The organism is uncultured Methanobrevibacter sp., from assembly GCF_902771435.1.
Taxonomy (GTDB): Archaea; Methanobacteriota; Methanobacteria; order Methanobacteriales; family Methanobacteriaceae; genus Methanocatella.
This window is the reverse complement of record NZ_CACXXB010000015.1, coordinates 17875-35005: the sequence shown is the minus strand read 5'-3', so window position 1 is coordinate 35005 and position 17131 is coordinate 17875. Positions and strand designations below refer to the sequence as shown.

Genomic DNA, 17131 nt, shown 5'->3' with positions numbered 1-17131 from the left:
GATATAATTGTTTAAATTATATCCAAATCGTCCAACAAAACAGTATTTGCCGGATCCATCTTTTTATTACCATTAAATACATCAACATCCAGAGACTTGTTTTTAAATGAAACAATCAGAGTACATATTGCATCACCGGTAACATTTACAGCAGTTCTGAACATGTCAAGAATATGATCTATTCCGAAAATGATACCAATCGCCTGAACCGGCAGACCTACAGAATTGAACACCATTGTCAATGTGATAAGACCTACTGACGGAACACCTGCAGTACCGATTGAAGCCATTACCGCAGTGAATATTACTGTTAAAAGAGCAGTTACACCCAAATCCATACCATATGCCTGAGCTGCAAACATTACTGCAACACCCTGCATAATTGCGGTACCGTCCATGTTAATGGTAGCTCCCAGAGGAATTGTAAATGAAGAAACATCCTTTGAAACTCCCAATTCTGACAGTTTTTCCAAGTTCAGAGGAATTGTAGCATTTGATGTTGATGAGGAAAATGCGAAAAACATAACAGAAAAGAACTTTTTGAAGAATTTAAGAGGATTTAGCCTTGTAAATATGACAAGCAGTGCCGGATAAACTACAAATGCCTGAATAGCCAGACCTATCAATACACAGATGATATATTTGCCTAACGGAAGCAGACCCTCAAAGCCAAGGCCTGCGAATGTCCTTGCCATCAAACAGAAAATACCTATTGGAGCAAATTTCATTACAATTGAAGTCATTTCCATCATGATTCGGTTTCCCTGAGAGAAAAAGTCGCTGACTATTTGAGTTTCTTCCTTCAATTTGGCCAATATTATCCCAATGAGCAGACCAAATATAATTACGGGAATCATGTCTCCGTTTGACAGGGCATTGAGTGGATTGTCAGGAACCATATTCAGAACTGTATCAGTCATTGTCTGGTTGAGAGTGACATTTGATGACTGTGCGGCTGCCACCATATTCAAGCCTGCACCCGGTTTGATTAACATACCAATAGCCAAAGCAAGAGTAACGGCCAGTGCAGTTGTTATAAGGTAAATACCTATTGTTCTCCCACCGATTGAACCTATTTTTCTGATATCTGAAATAGATGCTGCCCCAACAACAATGGAACAGAAAACAAGAGGCACAACCAGCATTCTCATCAGTTTAATGAATAAGCTCCCACCAAGATAAAAAATATTATCCACAAGTATGATATTTTTAAAAAATGAATCGGGTACGAAGAAATTCAATATTATTCCTGTGAGTAAACCTAAAATCATCCCAATTAATATCCAATTACTGAGACTTATATCCTTCAATTTGCCCAACATTATTCCCCCTAAATTTTATGGTAGGATATATGTTGAACATAGCATATAATTTTTAAGATTTAATTTAAAAAAAAAAAGTTTTGAGTTAATGAAATAACTCTAAAAAAAAGTTAAAAAGAAAAGTTAAAAATTAACTATTCTTCTTCAGCGTCTTCTTCAGATTCTTCTTTTTTCTCGAATTCATCTACAAAGTTGACTTTGTTAATGCCTTCGATGTTGTCCCAGATGTCTTTAGCTATTCTGAATCTTGCAAAGGTAATGTCCATATAGGATTTTTGATCGAATTTAGCCATTTCATCCAATTTGATGTTTGCAACACCGTCAACAATGTCGATTTCAGTTTTATCGATGTCGACATTAGGATTGGAGTAGTGTAATTCAATCATACTTTTGATTTTTTCTTCTTCATCAGCGATGATTTCAGTTACTTCAACATCGTAGATTAAGTCTTTACCTGCTAATTCGTGGTTGAAGTCAACTTTTACTCTTCCACCGTTTACAGTTAAGACTTTACCTGCAGTACCTTCGGATTGGATTCTCATACCTGGGAAAGGAGTCATACCTTGTTTTTTGAATTCTTTCATAGGCACTAATTGAACCAATTTAGGGTCTCTTTGTCCAAACGCATTTGCTGAATCGACTTCAACATGTTTGGTGTCCCCTTCTTCTAAACCAATAATTGCTTCTTCGATTGCAGGCAATAAGTGGTTTCCACCAACAACAATAGGAATTGCTTTGTAGGTTTTGTTTTCATCGAAAATTCCTGCTTCTTGTGCAATTTCATCATAAGTAGTATCAAATACTTCATCAGTTTCTTTTACTTTACCAGTAAAGTTTACTCTAACAAAATCTCCGTTATCTATAGCCATAATATTAGCTCCTTTATAATTTTGATTAAATAATTTGTTAATAAATATAACATTAATAAATATAGTAACCATCATTTATTAAAGTTTTGTTTACCGGCAATGTTAATGTAAAAAATAGATGTAGTTTAAAAAAATAAAATTAGAATGGGAGACTTACATACCTGCTGTGCAATTTGTAGGTATTCGGATTCCAATTTTTTATTTTACCCAATGAATTTACATAGTCTATCGGATCCCCGACAATCCATGTATTTCCAACCAAAACCTGAGTCCATACGTGACCGTACCAGTGCACGCCGAAGAAGCAGTTTCCATGAACATATCTTGCCTTAAAGCCGGCTGTTCGATACATTGAAATCAACAGATGTGCCTGGTCAACGCAATTACCGCTTTTAGCATTCAATGTGCCTACTGCACCATGTTTGGTGTCATAATAATAATCATATACGATATTGTCCCTTACATAGTTGAATATTGCCTTTACCTTGTCAATATCATCTGTCAGACCACTGGTCAATGATTTTACCAATGATTTAATTTTAGGGTTGTTAACCTGGCAGTGACTTGATGAGCGAAGGTAAGCGCTTGAATAATATCCCTCATCTTTCACGTTGAGTCCTGCACCGAATTTGGAAGTTTTGACATTGATATTTTTGGATATGGAAACCGGAAGATAATCATTGCCTCCGATATATTTGACTGAAATTTTATATTTACCCAAAGGCACGGATGTTTTCAGGACTGCATATCCGTTTGATGCAGATTTGGCAGTGTAGGTTCTGCCATCTATTGTCAATTGCACTTTTCCGCCGGAAATAGGTGTTCCATTGGAATTTACCAATAAAACAGCAAAAGATTGTAAATCATCATTATACACATTACCGCATTTCCAGGTAAGTTTGGATGGGCTTCTCACAAAAACATCAATATCGCATGATCCTGAAGCTGCCTTCACCATGGAGTCTGCAGATGCGGCATAATTAACAGTATAATTGCCAACATTTAAATTAATAGGAATTGATGCAATTCCACTGTTGTCTGTTGTTGAAAGGTAAGTTTCACTACCAATGGCAAAAGTAACTGTCTTTTTAGCTAAAGGAACATTGCCTGCCTTGAAAATAACCTTGAATAAACTGCCTGCACCATAGCCGAAAGACTTCAAACCCTTGACCGCAAGCTGGGTGTCATTGGTTTTAAGCACAGTGACATGAGTTGTCACCACAGAGGGCCTGAAAAACTTATCCCCTGCATGACTGTATTCAATTGTGAAAATGCCTTCAGTAACTGGCAGGTTAAAGTCAAATAATCCATTTTTATCAGTGTTTCTGTAATATGTCTGGTCATTGATTTTGATTTTGATGGCCTTTCCTGCATTTGAATCCCCACCAAGACTTGTTGAAAACTTGATTTTTACATTCTTGTTGCCATTTGGAAGTATAGTATACTCATTAGCAACATTAACGGTTAATTTTGTGTTTGCCTTATTATAGACCTTAACAGTATTGGTTTTTGACAAACCATCTTTGTTATAACAGATCACCTTGTATGTGCCTTTTTTAAAGCTGTTGAAAGATAGCTTCACTTTGCCTTTTGAATTTGTTTTATATTTATATGTCTTGGAGTTGATTTTGATTTTGACTTTCTGATAGGTCATCGCCTTTCCATTGCTTTTTAAAAACTTGGCGGTGAATTTTCTGCTGTCCCCCTTTACTTTCTTAAGGTCAGATGCAGAAACTGTTGATAAAACCTTTAAACCTGTTGTCAAAGTATATCCTGTGACGGGATTTCTTGCAGTGATTTGATAATTGCCCGGCTTGAATCCTAATGACAAACTGGCAATTCCTTTGCTGTCGGTTTTTTTAGTGTATGATTTTCCGTTTACAGCTATTGTAACCTCTTTGCTTTTTAAAACATTACCTTGAGCGTCAAAGAATGTTGCAGTATATTTTTGGCTGCCTTTGTAATATTTGGTAATGTTTGAAGCCTTGATTGAAGGCAGTACTGTGATTTGTGAAGTCACATTGGATGAGGCATATGCGTCATCACCCTCGAAAGCTGCAGTGGCAGTGTATGTTCCAGGGTTTAAATTCAAGTTGATGAGTGCAATGCCTTTATCATTAGTCGTATTGGCGTACTTTACATTGTTTATGACAACATTAACGTTTTTGTCAGGTATTGTGGCGTTTGAACTTAACTCGCTTAAGACAACTTCATATGGTCCCTTATAATATATGTCTGTCTTTTGAGGGAGTATTTGAGTCTGATTTTTGACATTTTCTGCCGATGAATCATCGTTAATGTCATTCAATATAATGCTGTCTTCAAGATTGACTGGTGCATCATCAACGGAACCTACAGCATCCAAATCCACTGCATTGACATCATCTGCATGAATCGCACCGATTGAAAACATGACAATGAAAATAACAAATATTGAAAGTAATATTTTTTTAACCAAATCTCGTTGCCTCCTTACTGATAATATTATTTTAAAGAGTCAATATAAACTTTTTGCCACATTTCCCATAATATTTTTTTTTACATTAACAGCCGGAATTTCTAAAATCACACCTGTCTGATTGCTTAGATATATATCCCCATTAAAAATTTAACTTTAAAATTTAGATGACTGCCGTTAATGTAAAAATCCACTCATATAAACGAAGAAATGAGAGAAACTATAGGTTAAATGAAATTGCAAACGATGAATTCAACTATATTCAAATTTTGGATAAGAATATCCTGAAAAAAATACTTTGCAAATGCTCTCGGCAAAACACTATTATTTATAAAAAATATATAATAACTCATGCAAAGAAGGGGTGCAGTCAATCTACCACTACATGGAGGTCATCCGCCTAGCTGGCTGTTTACAAGAATGGTCGACTTATCCGGAGCTCTGGCCAGCGTCATCATTGAAGAGTACAGCATAAACGAATTTTTAAATCGCATCTCAAATCCATACTGGTTTCAGGCATTTTCCTGTGTTTTGGGTTTTGACTGGCATTCATCAGGAACCACAACAACAACATTGGGTGCTCTCAAGGCTTCACTGGACCCTGAAGAGCATGGAATTTATTTAACCGGGGGAAAAGGTGCCAAATCCCGTAAAACACCACAGGGAATTGAACATGCAGGAGAAGTGTTTAACCTGAAGACAAAAACAACCGAAAAGCTTGTCGAAACAAGCAAACTGTCTGCTAAAATCGATAATTCCTGCATTCAGGACGGATACACATTATACCAGCACAATTTTTTCGTTACTGAAAAGGGAGACTGGGCAGTTGTCCAGCAGGGCCTGAACACAGAAAACAAATATGCAAGAAGATACCACTGGCTCGGCAGCGAAGTTGATGATTTGCTCAATGACCCCCACAGCGGAATTTCATGTGACCAGATGACACCCCAGACACTGAACATGCCTTCCGAAGACAGCAAGGAAGCTCAAAAAATAAGTGTTGATTTAATCAATGACAATCCAAACCATTTAAGACAATATTTCAAAAGAAAAGACAATCAGCTTCTTCTGGAAGACTTCACCATGCCTGCCCATCATCCCGTTTTGGACATGGACATTTCAGACAAGGAATTTGAAATCCTGACCAAGGCATGGGAGATTCAGCCCGAAAACTATGAGGAACTGATATTGCTTCAGGGAATAGGGCCTAAAAAGATAAGGGCATTGGCGTTAATATCAGATCTTGTCTACGGCGAGCCTGCAAGCTGGAAGGATCCTGTAAAATACAGCTTTACACACGGAGGAAAGGACGGATTTCCATATCCTGTTGACCGTGAAGTCTATGACAATTCAATCGAAACCATAAGAGATGCCCTTGACCAGGCACGCATAAAAAAAGAAGAAAAATTAAAGGCCATTAAGAGATTGGATGATTTTATCTCCTAACGGTTTTCATTATGAACATTAACTGTTTTACCGTGGGCTGTCGGAATGACTTCAAGAACCGGATTTTCAAATTCCAACTCAAATTCCTTACCGTCCATCAGCAAGTGCTGAAATACAGCCAGTGATGATACTTCAGAGTGAGGTTGTGTTGTCACTGAAACATTCCAGTCCGCAGCCTTATAGACTTTTCCGGGAACTTTTGCACCGCCGACAACGATTAAAATGTCAGAACCGTCTTCCCTTACTTCAGGTGCAATTTCATGAGCCTGTGAACCGTACATTGTCAGGTGAACCACCTTTCCACCGTCAGCTTTCCATCTGTTGATGACACCCATTGCACTTTCAGTGTACTCTATTTCAAAATTTCCTCCAAATCTGGAAGCAGTATCCCTAACATTCTCCATAAGCCTATTGTCACGTTCTCCTGCAAGATATATTTTACTGGCTCCAAATGCGCGGGCGGTTAAACATACATGAGTTGTAATACGAGTATCCCTTTTCAATCTGTGATCCAATCTTAAAACATTAACATTCATACTATCAATTATAAGATTAAATTCTAAAAATATTTAAAAATTACTAAAAAGGGGGTGAGACGGCCACATTAAAAAATTTTTAGGGAGGTAATAAAATTAAATTTCAAGAAAATTATGTGGTAAAAAACATGTATTGAAAAGGGGCGCATGGCCAATCTCACCAATACTAAGTATAATTAATCTGATATATAAAATAATCGCAAGTTAAACTTCAATATTGATTTTAAGTTGTAAAAATTAGTTATAAGTAAAATAATGCAACTGACATGAACAATAAAGAGAATAACCTGCCAACCTCATTACTCATTCCCAATACATCACCATTGGCCAAAACAAAATTACGCCTTGCAATTACTGCAATCAACAAACCGCTGACGATGGCTCCCATGACACCCATCAAACCGACAAAATTGCCCAAAAGCAATGCAATTACTGCAATTATCAATATAGATACAAGATAATTTGACACATTTGTTTCCTTCATGAAATAACTGCCAATTCCCGGAGTCAATGGCTTGGACAGCAGTGCAGTTGTAAGCAGGGATGTTTTTGCTGTCATTTCACAAATTATGATGCCTAAAATAAAGTTGTAATCAAGAATGCTGTACAGGCCTGCAATTGTCAGGCTAGCCACCAAAAATAATGTTGCAACCCCTCCCGCTCCGACTGACGGGTCTTTCATGATTCTTATTTTCTTTTCCGGAGGCCCATGGACCATAACCCCGTCCGCCATGTCCATTACTCCGTCAAGATGGTTGTAACCGGTAATAATCATTAAAAACGCATAAACGATAGCTGCTGTGAAAAATGAATTCAAATGTAAAAATTCAATTGAAACATACCCGCAGACCGCTGCCAAAATTCCAATGAAAATATGTAAAAACGGCCAGCACCATGTGAGCTTGGTCATATACTCAATTGACGTAAACACATTGATTGGAAGTATTGTTGAGAATGTCAAAAGCCCTAAAAGTGACCTGATTGGTGAGAATTCCTCATCTTCAAAGTAATCATCATTTTCCATGTTTATTCCTCAAATATTTTTGACATGCAGCCGGCAATCAAACCTGCGAAAATATCATCAAGCATTGGAGGCAATCCGTAAATGATTCCCGGTTTTTCATGCTTGTATCTTTTAAAGTTAAATGCCCCTTTGGTTCCTGCAATCTGATTTGCGATGGCAAAGCCCAACACCTCATCTGTGTGGAAATAATCAGGGTCTTCTGCTACGTCAACTTCCCTTATGTGCTTTCCGGTCAAATCCTGTTCTGTTCTCATTGCAGCCACCAAAAGTGCAATGACATTGACATCTGTCAATGATTTAAGAATCTGCGCTTCAAGTTTGGCTTTCAAATCATCGGTTATTTCAACGCCCTCAGCCAGTTCAAGTCCGGCCTCTACCAAATCCCCGATGAGTATTCCTTCCGATACGAAATAATCCAGGATTCCGAAGGTCAAATCCATCTTTTCGAATGCATCCTCAATGCTTATCTCAATTGCGTCTTGGATTCTTGTTTTTAAATCGTCAAGGTTAATTCTATCATATAAAGCGTTGTTGATGTCTAAAACTTTCCCGTCACCATTGACATTTGCCAGAATTGCTAAAAAGTCATTTTTGTTTAAGATATTTTGGATATGTAAAGGTATTGCCATGTTGGCCAGGACTTTTGCTCGGGCATCTGTGGCGATTTTGAATATCTTAAGCAAATCCCTTGGAGATATTGTCTTGTCAATGAAAATTATATGATTTATGTTAATTCTTGCATCCCTAAATCCTTTTGGGGAGTTGGCAACTTTCAGTTTGTCTGTGAAATCTTCAATTACAACATCATTTGATAGAAAAGTAAAAATGGTTAAATCACCGTAGGCATTTACAAAATAATCCAAAGAATCAGATGCCTGTGCAATATAGGAACCCTGAAGCTGATTGAAGGTTTCAGCCCTTTTGGCAGTGGATACAAATTCATCCTTTGCATTTAGGATATTGACATTTTCAACAATGTCAATGCCGTCACTTACCGTAAAGTCACTGAAAGCTAAAAAATAATCCGGATTGTTAATGCAAATTCCATAATCTTTTTTGATGACACTTATCTTACTTTCCATATTATGACCCTAGACGATTAATACATATAGTATATTAATCATTTAATTTAAATTTATATTAACAAATGTTAAATGGAATTATATTATGACAATTATTATTGACCCTCAATCCAGTGGAATAGCTGGAAATATGATAATTGGCGCATTAGTTGATTTGGGCGCCAATCCTGACAAGTTAAAAGAAATAATGGAAAAATCAGCGAAAGAATTTGGAAAAGTCGAAGTTACATTCGAAAAAGTGATTAAGCACGGTATCGATTCGACTTTTTGTCATGTGGAAATGATTGAAAACAAACCGGCAATTCAATATCCTGAATTTATCGGGAAAATTGAAAACCTGGATTTGGATGAAAAGGTTAAGGAAACTTCACTGAAAGTATTTGAAAGAATTGGAGAAGCAGAAGCGAAGGTTCATGGCAGAAGCTTGGATGAGATTCATTTTCATGAAGTCGGAGCAAGTGATGCGGTAGCTGATGTGATAGGGTCAATATATGCATACTACTCACTCAATCTTGACAAACAGAAAATCATAGGATTGCCTATAGCCGTTGGAGGGGGAAGAGTGAATACTGCCCACGGAACAATACCGGTTCCTGCACCGGCAGTTGTGGAAATCCTGAAGGATGCGAAAATGGTCGGAGGTCCTGTTGCATCAGAACTTGCAACACCGACAGGAAGTGCAATTTATGCTGAAATCTGCAACGAGATAAAAGAGTTCATCCCACTCATCAAACCTGAAAAGGTTGCATATGGAGCCGGAAGAAAAGATTTTGATCATCCGAACGTCTTAAGAATAATAAAAAGTTCCGACATGGCCGAAAGTGATGAAATTGATGTTATAGAAACAAACATCGACCATTTAACCGGAGAGGAAATCGGATATCTGTTTGACAGGATCATGGATGAAGGAGCAAGCGACGTATCGATTACCCCAATAATAATGAAGAAAAACCGCCAGGGAAGTCTTTTAAAGGTAATTTCCGCCCGTAAAAATAGGGAACATCTGATTGATGTGATATTCAAGGAAGTCGGCACATTGGGCATTAGAATTACGCCAAACCTGCACAGAGGAATAGCAAAACGGGAATTTGTCAAAAAAACATTTAACATTAACGGCAATGATTATGAGGTTACATTTAAAATAGCCTACATTAACGGCGAAATAATCTCCGAAAGACCTGAATATGATGACCTGAAAAGAATAGCTGAAGACAGCGGATTGCCTTTAAGGAAAGTCAAAGAGATGATAATATGAAAAAGGCAATTTCAGTTTTCTCAGGAGGTCTTGACTGCTGCGTTGCAACAAGTGCATTTGCCGAAGACTGGCAAATCCATGCAATAACATTCAATTATGGTCAAAAGGCATTCAAAAGAGAATTAGAAGCTGCAAAAGAGATATGTGCAAAAATGAACTGGACACATGAAGTGATTGACCTGCCATGGCTTGCAAAAATCAGTACTTCAAGCCTGAATACCGATGAGGAAATCCCTGACGTTAATGTTGAGGATCTTGATGATTTGGAAAAATCCGGCGAAACCGCAAGTAGCGTTTGGGTTCCTGCAAGAAATATGGTATTTACCTCAATTGCAGTATCATATGCTGAAAGCATTGGTGCTGAGGCAATAATTGTCGGATGGGACAAGGAAGAGGCCGCAACATTTCCCGACAATTCAAAAGAGTTTTTAAATAAGTTTAATGAGCTGATTGATGTCGGATCTCCAGATAATATTAAAATTGAAGCACCCGCTATTGATTTGACCAAAGAAGAAATAGTGAAATTAGGAATTGAAGTTGGTGCTCCAATGGAATTAAGTTATTCTTGTTATAAAGGTGGAAACAAACATTGTGGTGTTTGTGAAAGTTGTATGAGGCGTAAAAGAGCCTTCAAACAACTTGGAGTAGATGATTTGACTGAATATGAAAGTTAATCATATTTTTCCAAGTCTTCCTTCCAGTTTGCATCATCCAAGGACACGTCATTTCTTAGGCAATATGAAGCCCTCTCAACAGAGGTATATGCGTCTTCAAGGCCCCTTCTTGATTTTTTATAATTTGCAGTATGTGTTTGTCTGATACCAATGCGGCTTGCTTCGGAATATGAATCGATATCCGCACCGATGAATATGAATTCCCATTTGTGATTTTCAATCATGTTCCTGATTTGAGGTTTTGAAAATTCAACTGAGGAATTTTCCATGCCGTCAGTCATTATAACAAACAATGCCTTGTTGTTAATTTCCCTGTCAAGAGTTGTTATTGTTTTTCCGATTGCATCAAGAAGAGCGGTTGATCCCCTAACGTAATATGTTTCCCTTGTAAGTTTATCCACATCATCAATAGGTTTTCTTTTGTAGAGCATTTCATATTCATGGTCAAAAAGGATTGTTGTTACTGTGGTATTTTCTTCTTTTGCTTTTTCCTTTTCAATGAATGAATTGAATCCTCCGATGGTGTCATCTTCAGAGCCATACATTGATCCGCTTCTATCAATTAAAAATATCAAATCCAAATTTTCATTAGATGGTGGTATATCAGTCATGGTTTTCACTTCCCGAAATTTTTTATAGTTTAAAAGTGGCTTTGTTAATAAAATGTTATTAACTTACACACATTATATTAACATTGATGTTATATAAAGGTTTCGGAAAATGAAAAAGATGAAAATTTATTTCAAGTCTTTGATAATATTCTTGCCGTCATCGGTGAGACGATAAAGGCGGCCTTTCCGGTATTCTGGATTAATGCATTCCAAAAGGTCCAGTTCCCTAAGTTGGGTTAAAACATTTGAAATGTGATTCGGCAGAATATTGCAGTCAACAGCAATATCTCTTGGCATCTTAACGTCCCCGTCAGACAAGTCCTTTAAAACATTCACCCTATAAGATGATTTGTTGATAAATTTAACAAGGTCATCATATTCCATGACTTCATCTTCTTCAGTTTTATTATCTTTATTAGCCATATTATCCTCCATTAAAGTTCATATCCGCAATTTGTACAGAATTTATCTCCTTCAGCAATTGAAGCACCACATTTTGGACATTTGAGTTCCACATCAAATTTGGCACCGCAACTGGTACAGAACTTGGCGTCACTCTCCATCTGAGCGCCGCAATTTTGACAATGTTTACTGTTCATCCCATTCAAATGAGAAGTCTCAAATTCTTCCTTTGGTTTTGGAACATCGCTTAAAACAGGTGATGAATGGAAATCCTTCTGATTTTCTATTTCATGAATCAGCTCGTTCATGACAGCTATTCTTTTTGAATCTGCAGGATGAGTTGAGAAAAAATCATGGTTATTCGGATTTCCGCCGGCCATGGACTGCCAAAACTCAGGAATTGAAGAAATATCATAACCTGCCCAATGAATTATCATCATGCCCAGTTTATCCGCTTCAAGTTCCTGGTCCCTTCCCCATGGATTCAATAAAAAATACTGGGAGCCTATGCTTGCCGCATTTGTGGCTGCTCTTGCAAGCCCACCGATTTCACCCATTCCAAAAAGGTCAAGTGCAAAACTTCCAATCCATGCAGCGGAAGTAATTGCATTTTGAGCATTTTGAGCACTCATGCGGGTTCTTGTATGGTCAAGAAGTGCATGAGCCATTTCATGGCCTAAAATAAATGCCACTTTCTCTTCAGTGTTTGCAACAGAAAGAATACCTGAAAACATCACAATCTTACCACCAGGCATACAAAAAGCATTAACAGTATCATCAGCAACCAAATGAAAATCCCAATCATAATAATCCGCAGTATAATCGCTTCGGCCAATTTCAGCCAGATACCTCTCAACTGCCTGAATCAGTTTAATAGCGACATTTCTAACGATTTGACCATTAGGAGTATTGTCTAAAAGTTGTGCTCTGCTGACCAAATTATAATACTCGTTGTATGACTCTTCAAGGAATTTGTCATCATTTACAATATCAAAATGAGACTTTCCTGTGAAGGGATTAATACTACTCCTATCATCTTTTGCCATAGTTAATAATATGTTATTAACAATATATTTAAGTTTGTGTATAACCAATGTCAAAGTGAGGAAAATATTCCTCATTTTAAAAACCTGACAACAACAAATTAAAGGAAATATTATTAAGGTATTATAACCTATGAGTGATTAGGAAGTGATTCGATGACATCAAGTAAGGAATATCTGGAATACATCTTAGAGCAGTTATCAAATCTCGATGACATAACCCACCGCGCCATGATGGGAGAGTACATAATCTACTATCGTGGAAAGATTGTGGGTGGCATTTATGATGACCGCTTTCTTGTAAAACCAGTGAAATCAGCTATGGAAATGATGCCGGATGCAGATATGGAGTTGCCTTATGAAGGTGCAAAAGAAATGGTGCTTGTTGACAATGTGGAAGACAAAGAGTTTTTAAAAGATTTGTTTGAAGCTATGTATGAAGAGCTTCCTGCTCCAAAGAAAAGGCGTAAAAAACATTAAAAAATACAAAGTTACAGTTCAGTTCATATCATGTGTTGAATTGCTGTTGACCAATGCATTATTCAGGTTCCTAAAAACTTCTAAGATATGATTTGAGAATTGATTTTCAAAAGTGTAATTTCCGATATGTAATTTGTCTGGATTTTGAGGAATCTCCGATGCAGGATAGAACTCATCGTTAAAATAGCAGTAGGTTACAATTTCTGAGGTGTTTAAACCGACGTTGTAACCATTATCATTAGTCACATAAACATCAACCCCGCATTTTTGCTCATCAGAGGGATAATGCACATTATAATCATAAGTATAAATATTACGCCTATTCCAACCGGAATCTTCATAAGAACAAATATCAATAATTGCATCAACAGGATCATCTGAATAATTGCTGTAATTCCCACTACGAAAACCGACATTTTCATTTGGAACAACTAAAAATTCTCCCTGATTTAAAGTTCCCAATGTGTAATTTTCACTATACGCAACACCATACATTCCATCAGGAGCCTTGATTAGAAAATGACTATAATTATATTTTTGGAAGATTTTTTGAATCTGACTTAGGGAATTTGATGAAATATTCTTGGAGACAATCATTTCACCGGCAATACGTTCTAGAGTCAGAACATCACTAACATTTGATGAATCCCCTCCATGGCTAAAAATCCATCCATCCTCAGTGATAATCGAATGAATGAAATGAGAGTCCGGGTCAGTAGTCTCCTGCACAATAACTTCCAAATCGCCCAATGTATCATTATGAATAACCACCCCATCTTCATCAGCTGGAGCATCCTGTCTAAAAGCAAAAACAGTCCCATTTTCTTCCTGAATAACGAAAGAAGCACATTTAGAATCAGATTTATTAAAATTTGAATCAAAATCCGTTTGATTTACAGCACTTACACATATGCCTGCCACAACAAACAGACAGATAATCAAGCATATGGCCAGGAAAGTTTTCTTGAAATTCATATATTCTCACCAGACTTTAATTCAACAGATAGATATTATATTCAACTAGCATTATAAGAGTTGCGAAAAATATGAAAAAATAAAATTAATGGATCAATACTTAAAGCAAGTACTGGTCTTTTTGGAATAACAGTTGTTGCAGCTTTGACATATTGCCACACCTTCACCATTGGCTTTCCAGTCGGCCAAAAAGTCAGCCTGAGCCACAAACGGTTTGGACATTGAAACAAACTCAACATTGGAATTGTTCAACACATCATTGATTTTAGCCATTTCACGCAATGATCCTCCTAAAACCACAGGAATGTCAACCGCATCAATCAAATCATCTACATATATTAAAAATGGATGCTTTACACCCTTGTCATAGATTTGAGATATTGTACGTGCTGTGAGTTGAATGCTGTCCGCACCTGCCTTTTCAAGCTCACGGGCAATGGCAATACTTTCATCTGCAGTCATACCACCTTTTCTTACATCCCACGGATTGATTCTACAGCTTACATGCATATCCATTGTCTTTTTTATGACTTTAATGATTTCTGATGAAATCCTTACACGGTTTTCTGTATTTCCACCATATTTATCATCCCTCTGATTGAAATAAGGGTTCATAAAACGGGCAAGGTAAAAATTATTCCCCATGTTAATCTGGATTCCGTCAAAACCTGCGAATGAGAATTTTTTAGCGGCCATGATAACCTCAGCCTGGAGTTTTCTGATACCTTCAGGGGAGATGTCATTAGCCTCTACCTTCTGGTTTTCACCATCATCATAATAGAAAAACGCCAGCTGACCCAAAATTGGAACTTCATATTCATGAACAATGCCTGTAACTGTCTGATAATCTTTCATGAACCCCTTATAGTTCATGTTTGTTGAATATGGGAAAAATCTGTCTTTGTGGTCAAGCGCAAATATTTCAGAGACTATCAAACCTGTGCCGCTTGATGCAATTTTCTCATATCTGTCAAAAATGTCGGAAGTTAAAAATCCGCCTTCTTCAGTTTCTGTTTCCCAGGTACCTGTTCTGACAATTCTGCTTTTGAGTTTAAAATTGGCGAACTGGCATTCATCAAAAATATCTTTCATAATATCACTTAAAAAAATAGTTTAAAAAAAAAGAAATAAAAAGGATTATTCCGGTTTGATAACCATCAATCCTTCACCGACAGCAACTGCGTCACCAGGCTCCACGAGAATTTCTGTGACAACACCTGCTTTTTCAGCTTCAATGTTGTTTTCCATTTTCATAGCTTCCATGACACAAATCGGATCGCCTATCTCAACAGTATCTCCAACTTCCACGGATAGTTTGATTACCATACCTTGCATTGCGGAAAATACTGTGTCAGGGTCATATTCGACTTCTTCGCCGTCATCGCCTTCAACCACTCCGGTAGGCAATATTGTTACTTCGAAAATGTCTCCATCAACATCAACTGTGTATTCTGTTGGGATGGACTCTTCGACATTAATGTCATCATCATCACCATGGGTGCACATTTTTTCCTCTTCAGTTTCTCCTTTAAGGAATCTTGGAGCAATTTGAGGATATAATGCATAAGTTAAAGCATCTTCATCAGATTTGACGAAACCTTTTTCTTCTCCTTCACTCTTGAATTTGTCAAATTCAGGTTCAATCAAATCTGCAGGCCTGCATGTGATTACCTCTTCATCCCCAATGATTTCTTTGGATATTTCAGGATCCACTGGAGCAGGTGATTTACCGTACATTCCTTTCATGTATTCTTTTACTTCATTTGATACGGTTTTATATCTTTCCCCACCCAATACATTCATTACAGATTGAATACCTACAATCTGACTTGTTGGAGTTACAAGAGGAGGATATCCCATGTCTTTTCTGACCCTTGGCATTTCATCTAAAACATCATTATATCTGTCAATGGCACCTTGTTCTTTTAGCTGTGAAATAAGGTTTGAAAGCATTCCACCAGGAATTTGGTATAACAATACATCAGTATCAACACTTTCAGAAATAGGGTCCAAAATACAATGATATTTATCTTTAATATTTTCAAAGTATTTTTTAATGTGAGTCAATAAGTTTAAGTCAAGACCTGTGTCAAACTCGGTTCCTTGAAGAGCAGCAACAATACTTTCAGTAGGAGGCTGACTTGTTCCCCAAGCGAGAGGTGAAATTGCAGTATCCAAAATATCAACACCTGCCTGACAGGCGGCATAATAGCTTATTGGAGTCATACCACTGGTACAGTGACAGTGCAAATCAACAAGCAAATCAGTTTCTTCTTTTAATGCAGAAACCAAATCATAAGCGGCAGTAGGAGTTATCAATCCTGCCATATCCTTAATGGCTACAGAATCACAATCAAGTGCTTCGAGGTCTTTTGCAAGATTTACGAAATCATCCAATGTATGCACTGGACTTATAGTGTAACTAATAGTTCCCTGTACATGCGCTCCTTGATCTTTAGCTACTTTAATTGCTTTTTCCATGTTTCTTACATCATTTAACGCGTCGAAAATTCTGAAAATGTCTACTCCATTTTCATAAGATTTTTCAACAAATTTAGTTACCACATCATCGGGATAGTGTTTGTAACCCACTAAATTCTGTCCCCTCAAAAGCATTTGGATTGGGGTTTTGTTGAATTCAGATTTTAACTGTCTTAATCTTTCCCATGGGTCTTCGTTTAAATATCTAATACAAGTATCAAAAGTAGCTCCACCCCAAGCTTCAACAGAGAAATATCCTACATTATCCATCTCCTCTGCAATAGGAATCATGTCTCTGGTTCTCATTCTAGTTGCAAGCAAAGATTGGTGAGCATCACGAAGTGCTGTTTCTGTAAATCTCACTTTTGCCATTCTATTACACCTCTTTTAATTTTTAATTATAAATAATCTTAAAATATCCAACTATAATATATGTTTTTTGTATTATATAAATTATTAATATAAAAAACTTT

The 17131-nt window shown here is 37.0% G+C and carries 16 protein-coding genes; 4 read left to right on the top strand and 12 right to left on the bottom strand.

Annotated features, from left to right (window positions below; translation table 11 throughout):
* Positions 1–11 precede the first annotated feature (11 nt).
* The 3 genes from QZU83_RS05365 to QZU83_RS05355 all read right to left on the bottom strand — a co-directional run bounded on the left by QZU83_RS05365 (position 12) and on the right by QZU83_RS05355 (position 4649).
* Positions 12–1322 (bottom strand): dicarboxylate/amino acid:cation symporter, encoded by a 1311-nt coding sequence (locus tag QZU83_RS05365; RefSeq protein ID WP_295610284.1) that lies wholly within the window; start codon positions 1320–1322, stop codon positions 12–14.
* Positions 1323–1456: 134 nt separating this feature from the next.
* Positions 1457–2191 (bottom strand): peptidylprolyl isomerase, encoded by a 735-nt coding sequence (locus QZU83_RS05360; protein WP_295610282.1) that lies wholly within the window; start codon positions 2189–2191, stop codon positions 1457–1459.
* Between the two features lie 139 nt (positions 2192–2330).
* Positions 2331–4649: a transglutaminase domain-containing protein gene (locus QZU83_RS05355; protein WP_295610280.1), complete on the bottom strand. Its 2319-nt coding sequence runs from the start codon at positions 4647–4649 to the stop codon at positions 2331–2333.
* A 351-nt stretch (positions 4650–5000) separates the two neighbouring features.
* Between QZU83_RS05355 and QZU83_RS05350 the strand changes: the two genes are divergently transcribed.
* Positions 5001–6095, top strand: coding sequence for a DUF763 domain-containing protein (locus tag QZU83_RS05350; RefSeq protein ID WP_295610279.1), 1095 nt, complete (start codon positions 5001–5003; stop codon positions 6093–6095).
* On the opposite strand, the gene QZU83_RS05345 is transcribed toward QZU83_RS05350, so the two are convergent.
* The 3 genes from QZU83_RS05345 to QZU83_RS05335 all read right to left on the bottom strand — a co-directional run bounded on the left by QZU83_RS05345 (position 6092) and on the right by QZU83_RS05335 (position 8737).
* The gene (locus QZU83_RS05345) at positions 6092–6631 is read right to left on the bottom strand and encodes a tRNA (cytidine(56)-2'-O)-methyltransferase (protein ID WP_295610277.1); all 540 of its coding nucleotides are present in this window, start codon (positions 6629–6631) and stop codon (positions 6092–6094) included. The genes QZU83_RS05350 and QZU83_RS05345 overlap by 4 nt on opposite strands.
* A gap of 241 nt (positions 6632–6872) precedes the next feature.
* Positions 6873–7655 carry an adenosylcobinamide-GDP ribazoletransferase gene (gene cobS, locus QZU83_RS05340; RefSeq protein ID WP_295610276.1) on the bottom strand — a complete coding sequence of 261 codons (783 nt, stop codon included), beginning with the start codon at positions 7653–7655 and terminating at the stop codon, positions 6873–6875.
* A 2-nt stretch (positions 7656–7657) separates the two neighbouring features.
* On the bottom strand, positions 7658–8737 hold the full coding sequence (locus tag QZU83_RS05335) for a phosphatidylglycerophosphatase A (protein ID WP_295610274.1): 1080 nt from the start codon (positions 8735–8737) through the stop codon (positions 7658–7660).
* A gap of 85 nt (positions 8738–8822) precedes the next feature.
* Between QZU83_RS05335 and larC the strand changes: the two genes are divergently transcribed.
* Both larC and queC read left to right on the top strand, forming a co-directional pair.
* A complete protein-coding gene (gene larC / locus QZU83_RS05330) occupies positions 8823–9992 on the top strand; it encodes a nickel pincer cofactor biosynthesis protein LarC (protein ID WP_295610273.1) in 1170 nt (389 codons plus the stop codon).
* On the top strand, positions 9989–10666 hold the full coding sequence (queC, locus tag QZU83_RS05325) for a 7-cyano-7-deazaguanine synthase QueC (protein ID WP_295610271.1): 678 nt from the start codon (positions 9989–9991) through the stop codon (positions 10664–10666). The genes larC and queC overlap by 4 nt, the downstream gene beginning before the upstream one ends.
* Here queC and QZU83_RS05320 read toward each other — a convergent pair.
* The 3 genes from QZU83_RS05320 to QZU83_RS05310 form a co-directional block, all read right to left on the bottom strand.
* Entirely contained in the window at positions 10663–11277 is a 615-nt protein-coding gene (locus tag QZU83_RS05320) for a vWA domain-containing protein (protein WP_295610270.1), read from the bottom strand. The two genes, queC and QZU83_RS05320, sit on opposite strands and share 4 nt — an antisense overlap.
* Before the next feature lie 126 nt (positions 11278–11403).
* Complete coding sequence (locus tag QZU83_RS05315; RefSeq protein ID WP_295610268.1) at positions 11404–11700, bottom strand: transcriptional regulator; 297 nt, start codon at positions 11698–11700, stop codon at positions 11404–11406.
* An 11-nt stretch (positions 11701–11711) separates the two neighbouring features.
* A complete protein-coding gene (locus QZU83_RS05310; protein ID WP_295610267.1) occupies positions 11712–12725 on the bottom strand; it encodes a M48 family metallopeptidase in 1014 nt (337 codons plus the stop codon).
* A gap of 153 nt (positions 12726–12878) precedes the next feature.
* On the opposite strand from QZU83_RS05310, the gene QZU83_RS05305 reads away from it, so the two are divergent.
* Entirely contained in the window at positions 12879–13202 is a 324-nt protein-coding gene (locus QZU83_RS05305) for a TfoX/Sxy family protein (protein WP_295610265.1), read from the top strand.
* A gap of 18 nt (positions 13203–13220) precedes the next feature.
* On the opposite strand, the gene QZU83_RS05300 is transcribed toward QZU83_RS05305, so the two are convergent.
* The 3 genes from QZU83_RS05300 to oadA all read right to left on the bottom strand — a co-directional run bounded on the left by QZU83_RS05300 (position 13221) and on the right by oadA (position 17030).
* Complete coding sequence (locus tag QZU83_RS05300) at positions 13221–14177, bottom strand: hypothetical protein (protein WP_295610263.1); 957 nt, start codon at positions 14175–14177, stop codon at positions 13221–13223.
* Positions 14178–14270: 93 nt separating this feature from the next.
* Positions 14271–15269: an NADH-dependent flavin oxidoreductase gene (locus QZU83_RS05295; protein ID WP_295610262.1), complete on the bottom strand. Its 999-nt coding sequence runs from the start codon at positions 15267–15269 to the stop codon at positions 14271–14273.
* 45 nt (positions 15270–15314) lie between these two features.
* The gene (gene oadA / locus QZU83_RS05290) at positions 15315–17030 is read right to left on the bottom strand and encodes a sodium-extruding oxaloacetate decarboxylase subunit alpha (RefSeq protein WP_295610260.1); all 1716 of its coding nucleotides are present in this window, start codon (positions 17028–17030) and stop codon (positions 15315–15317) included.
* Positions 17031–17131: the final 101 nt, after the last annotated feature.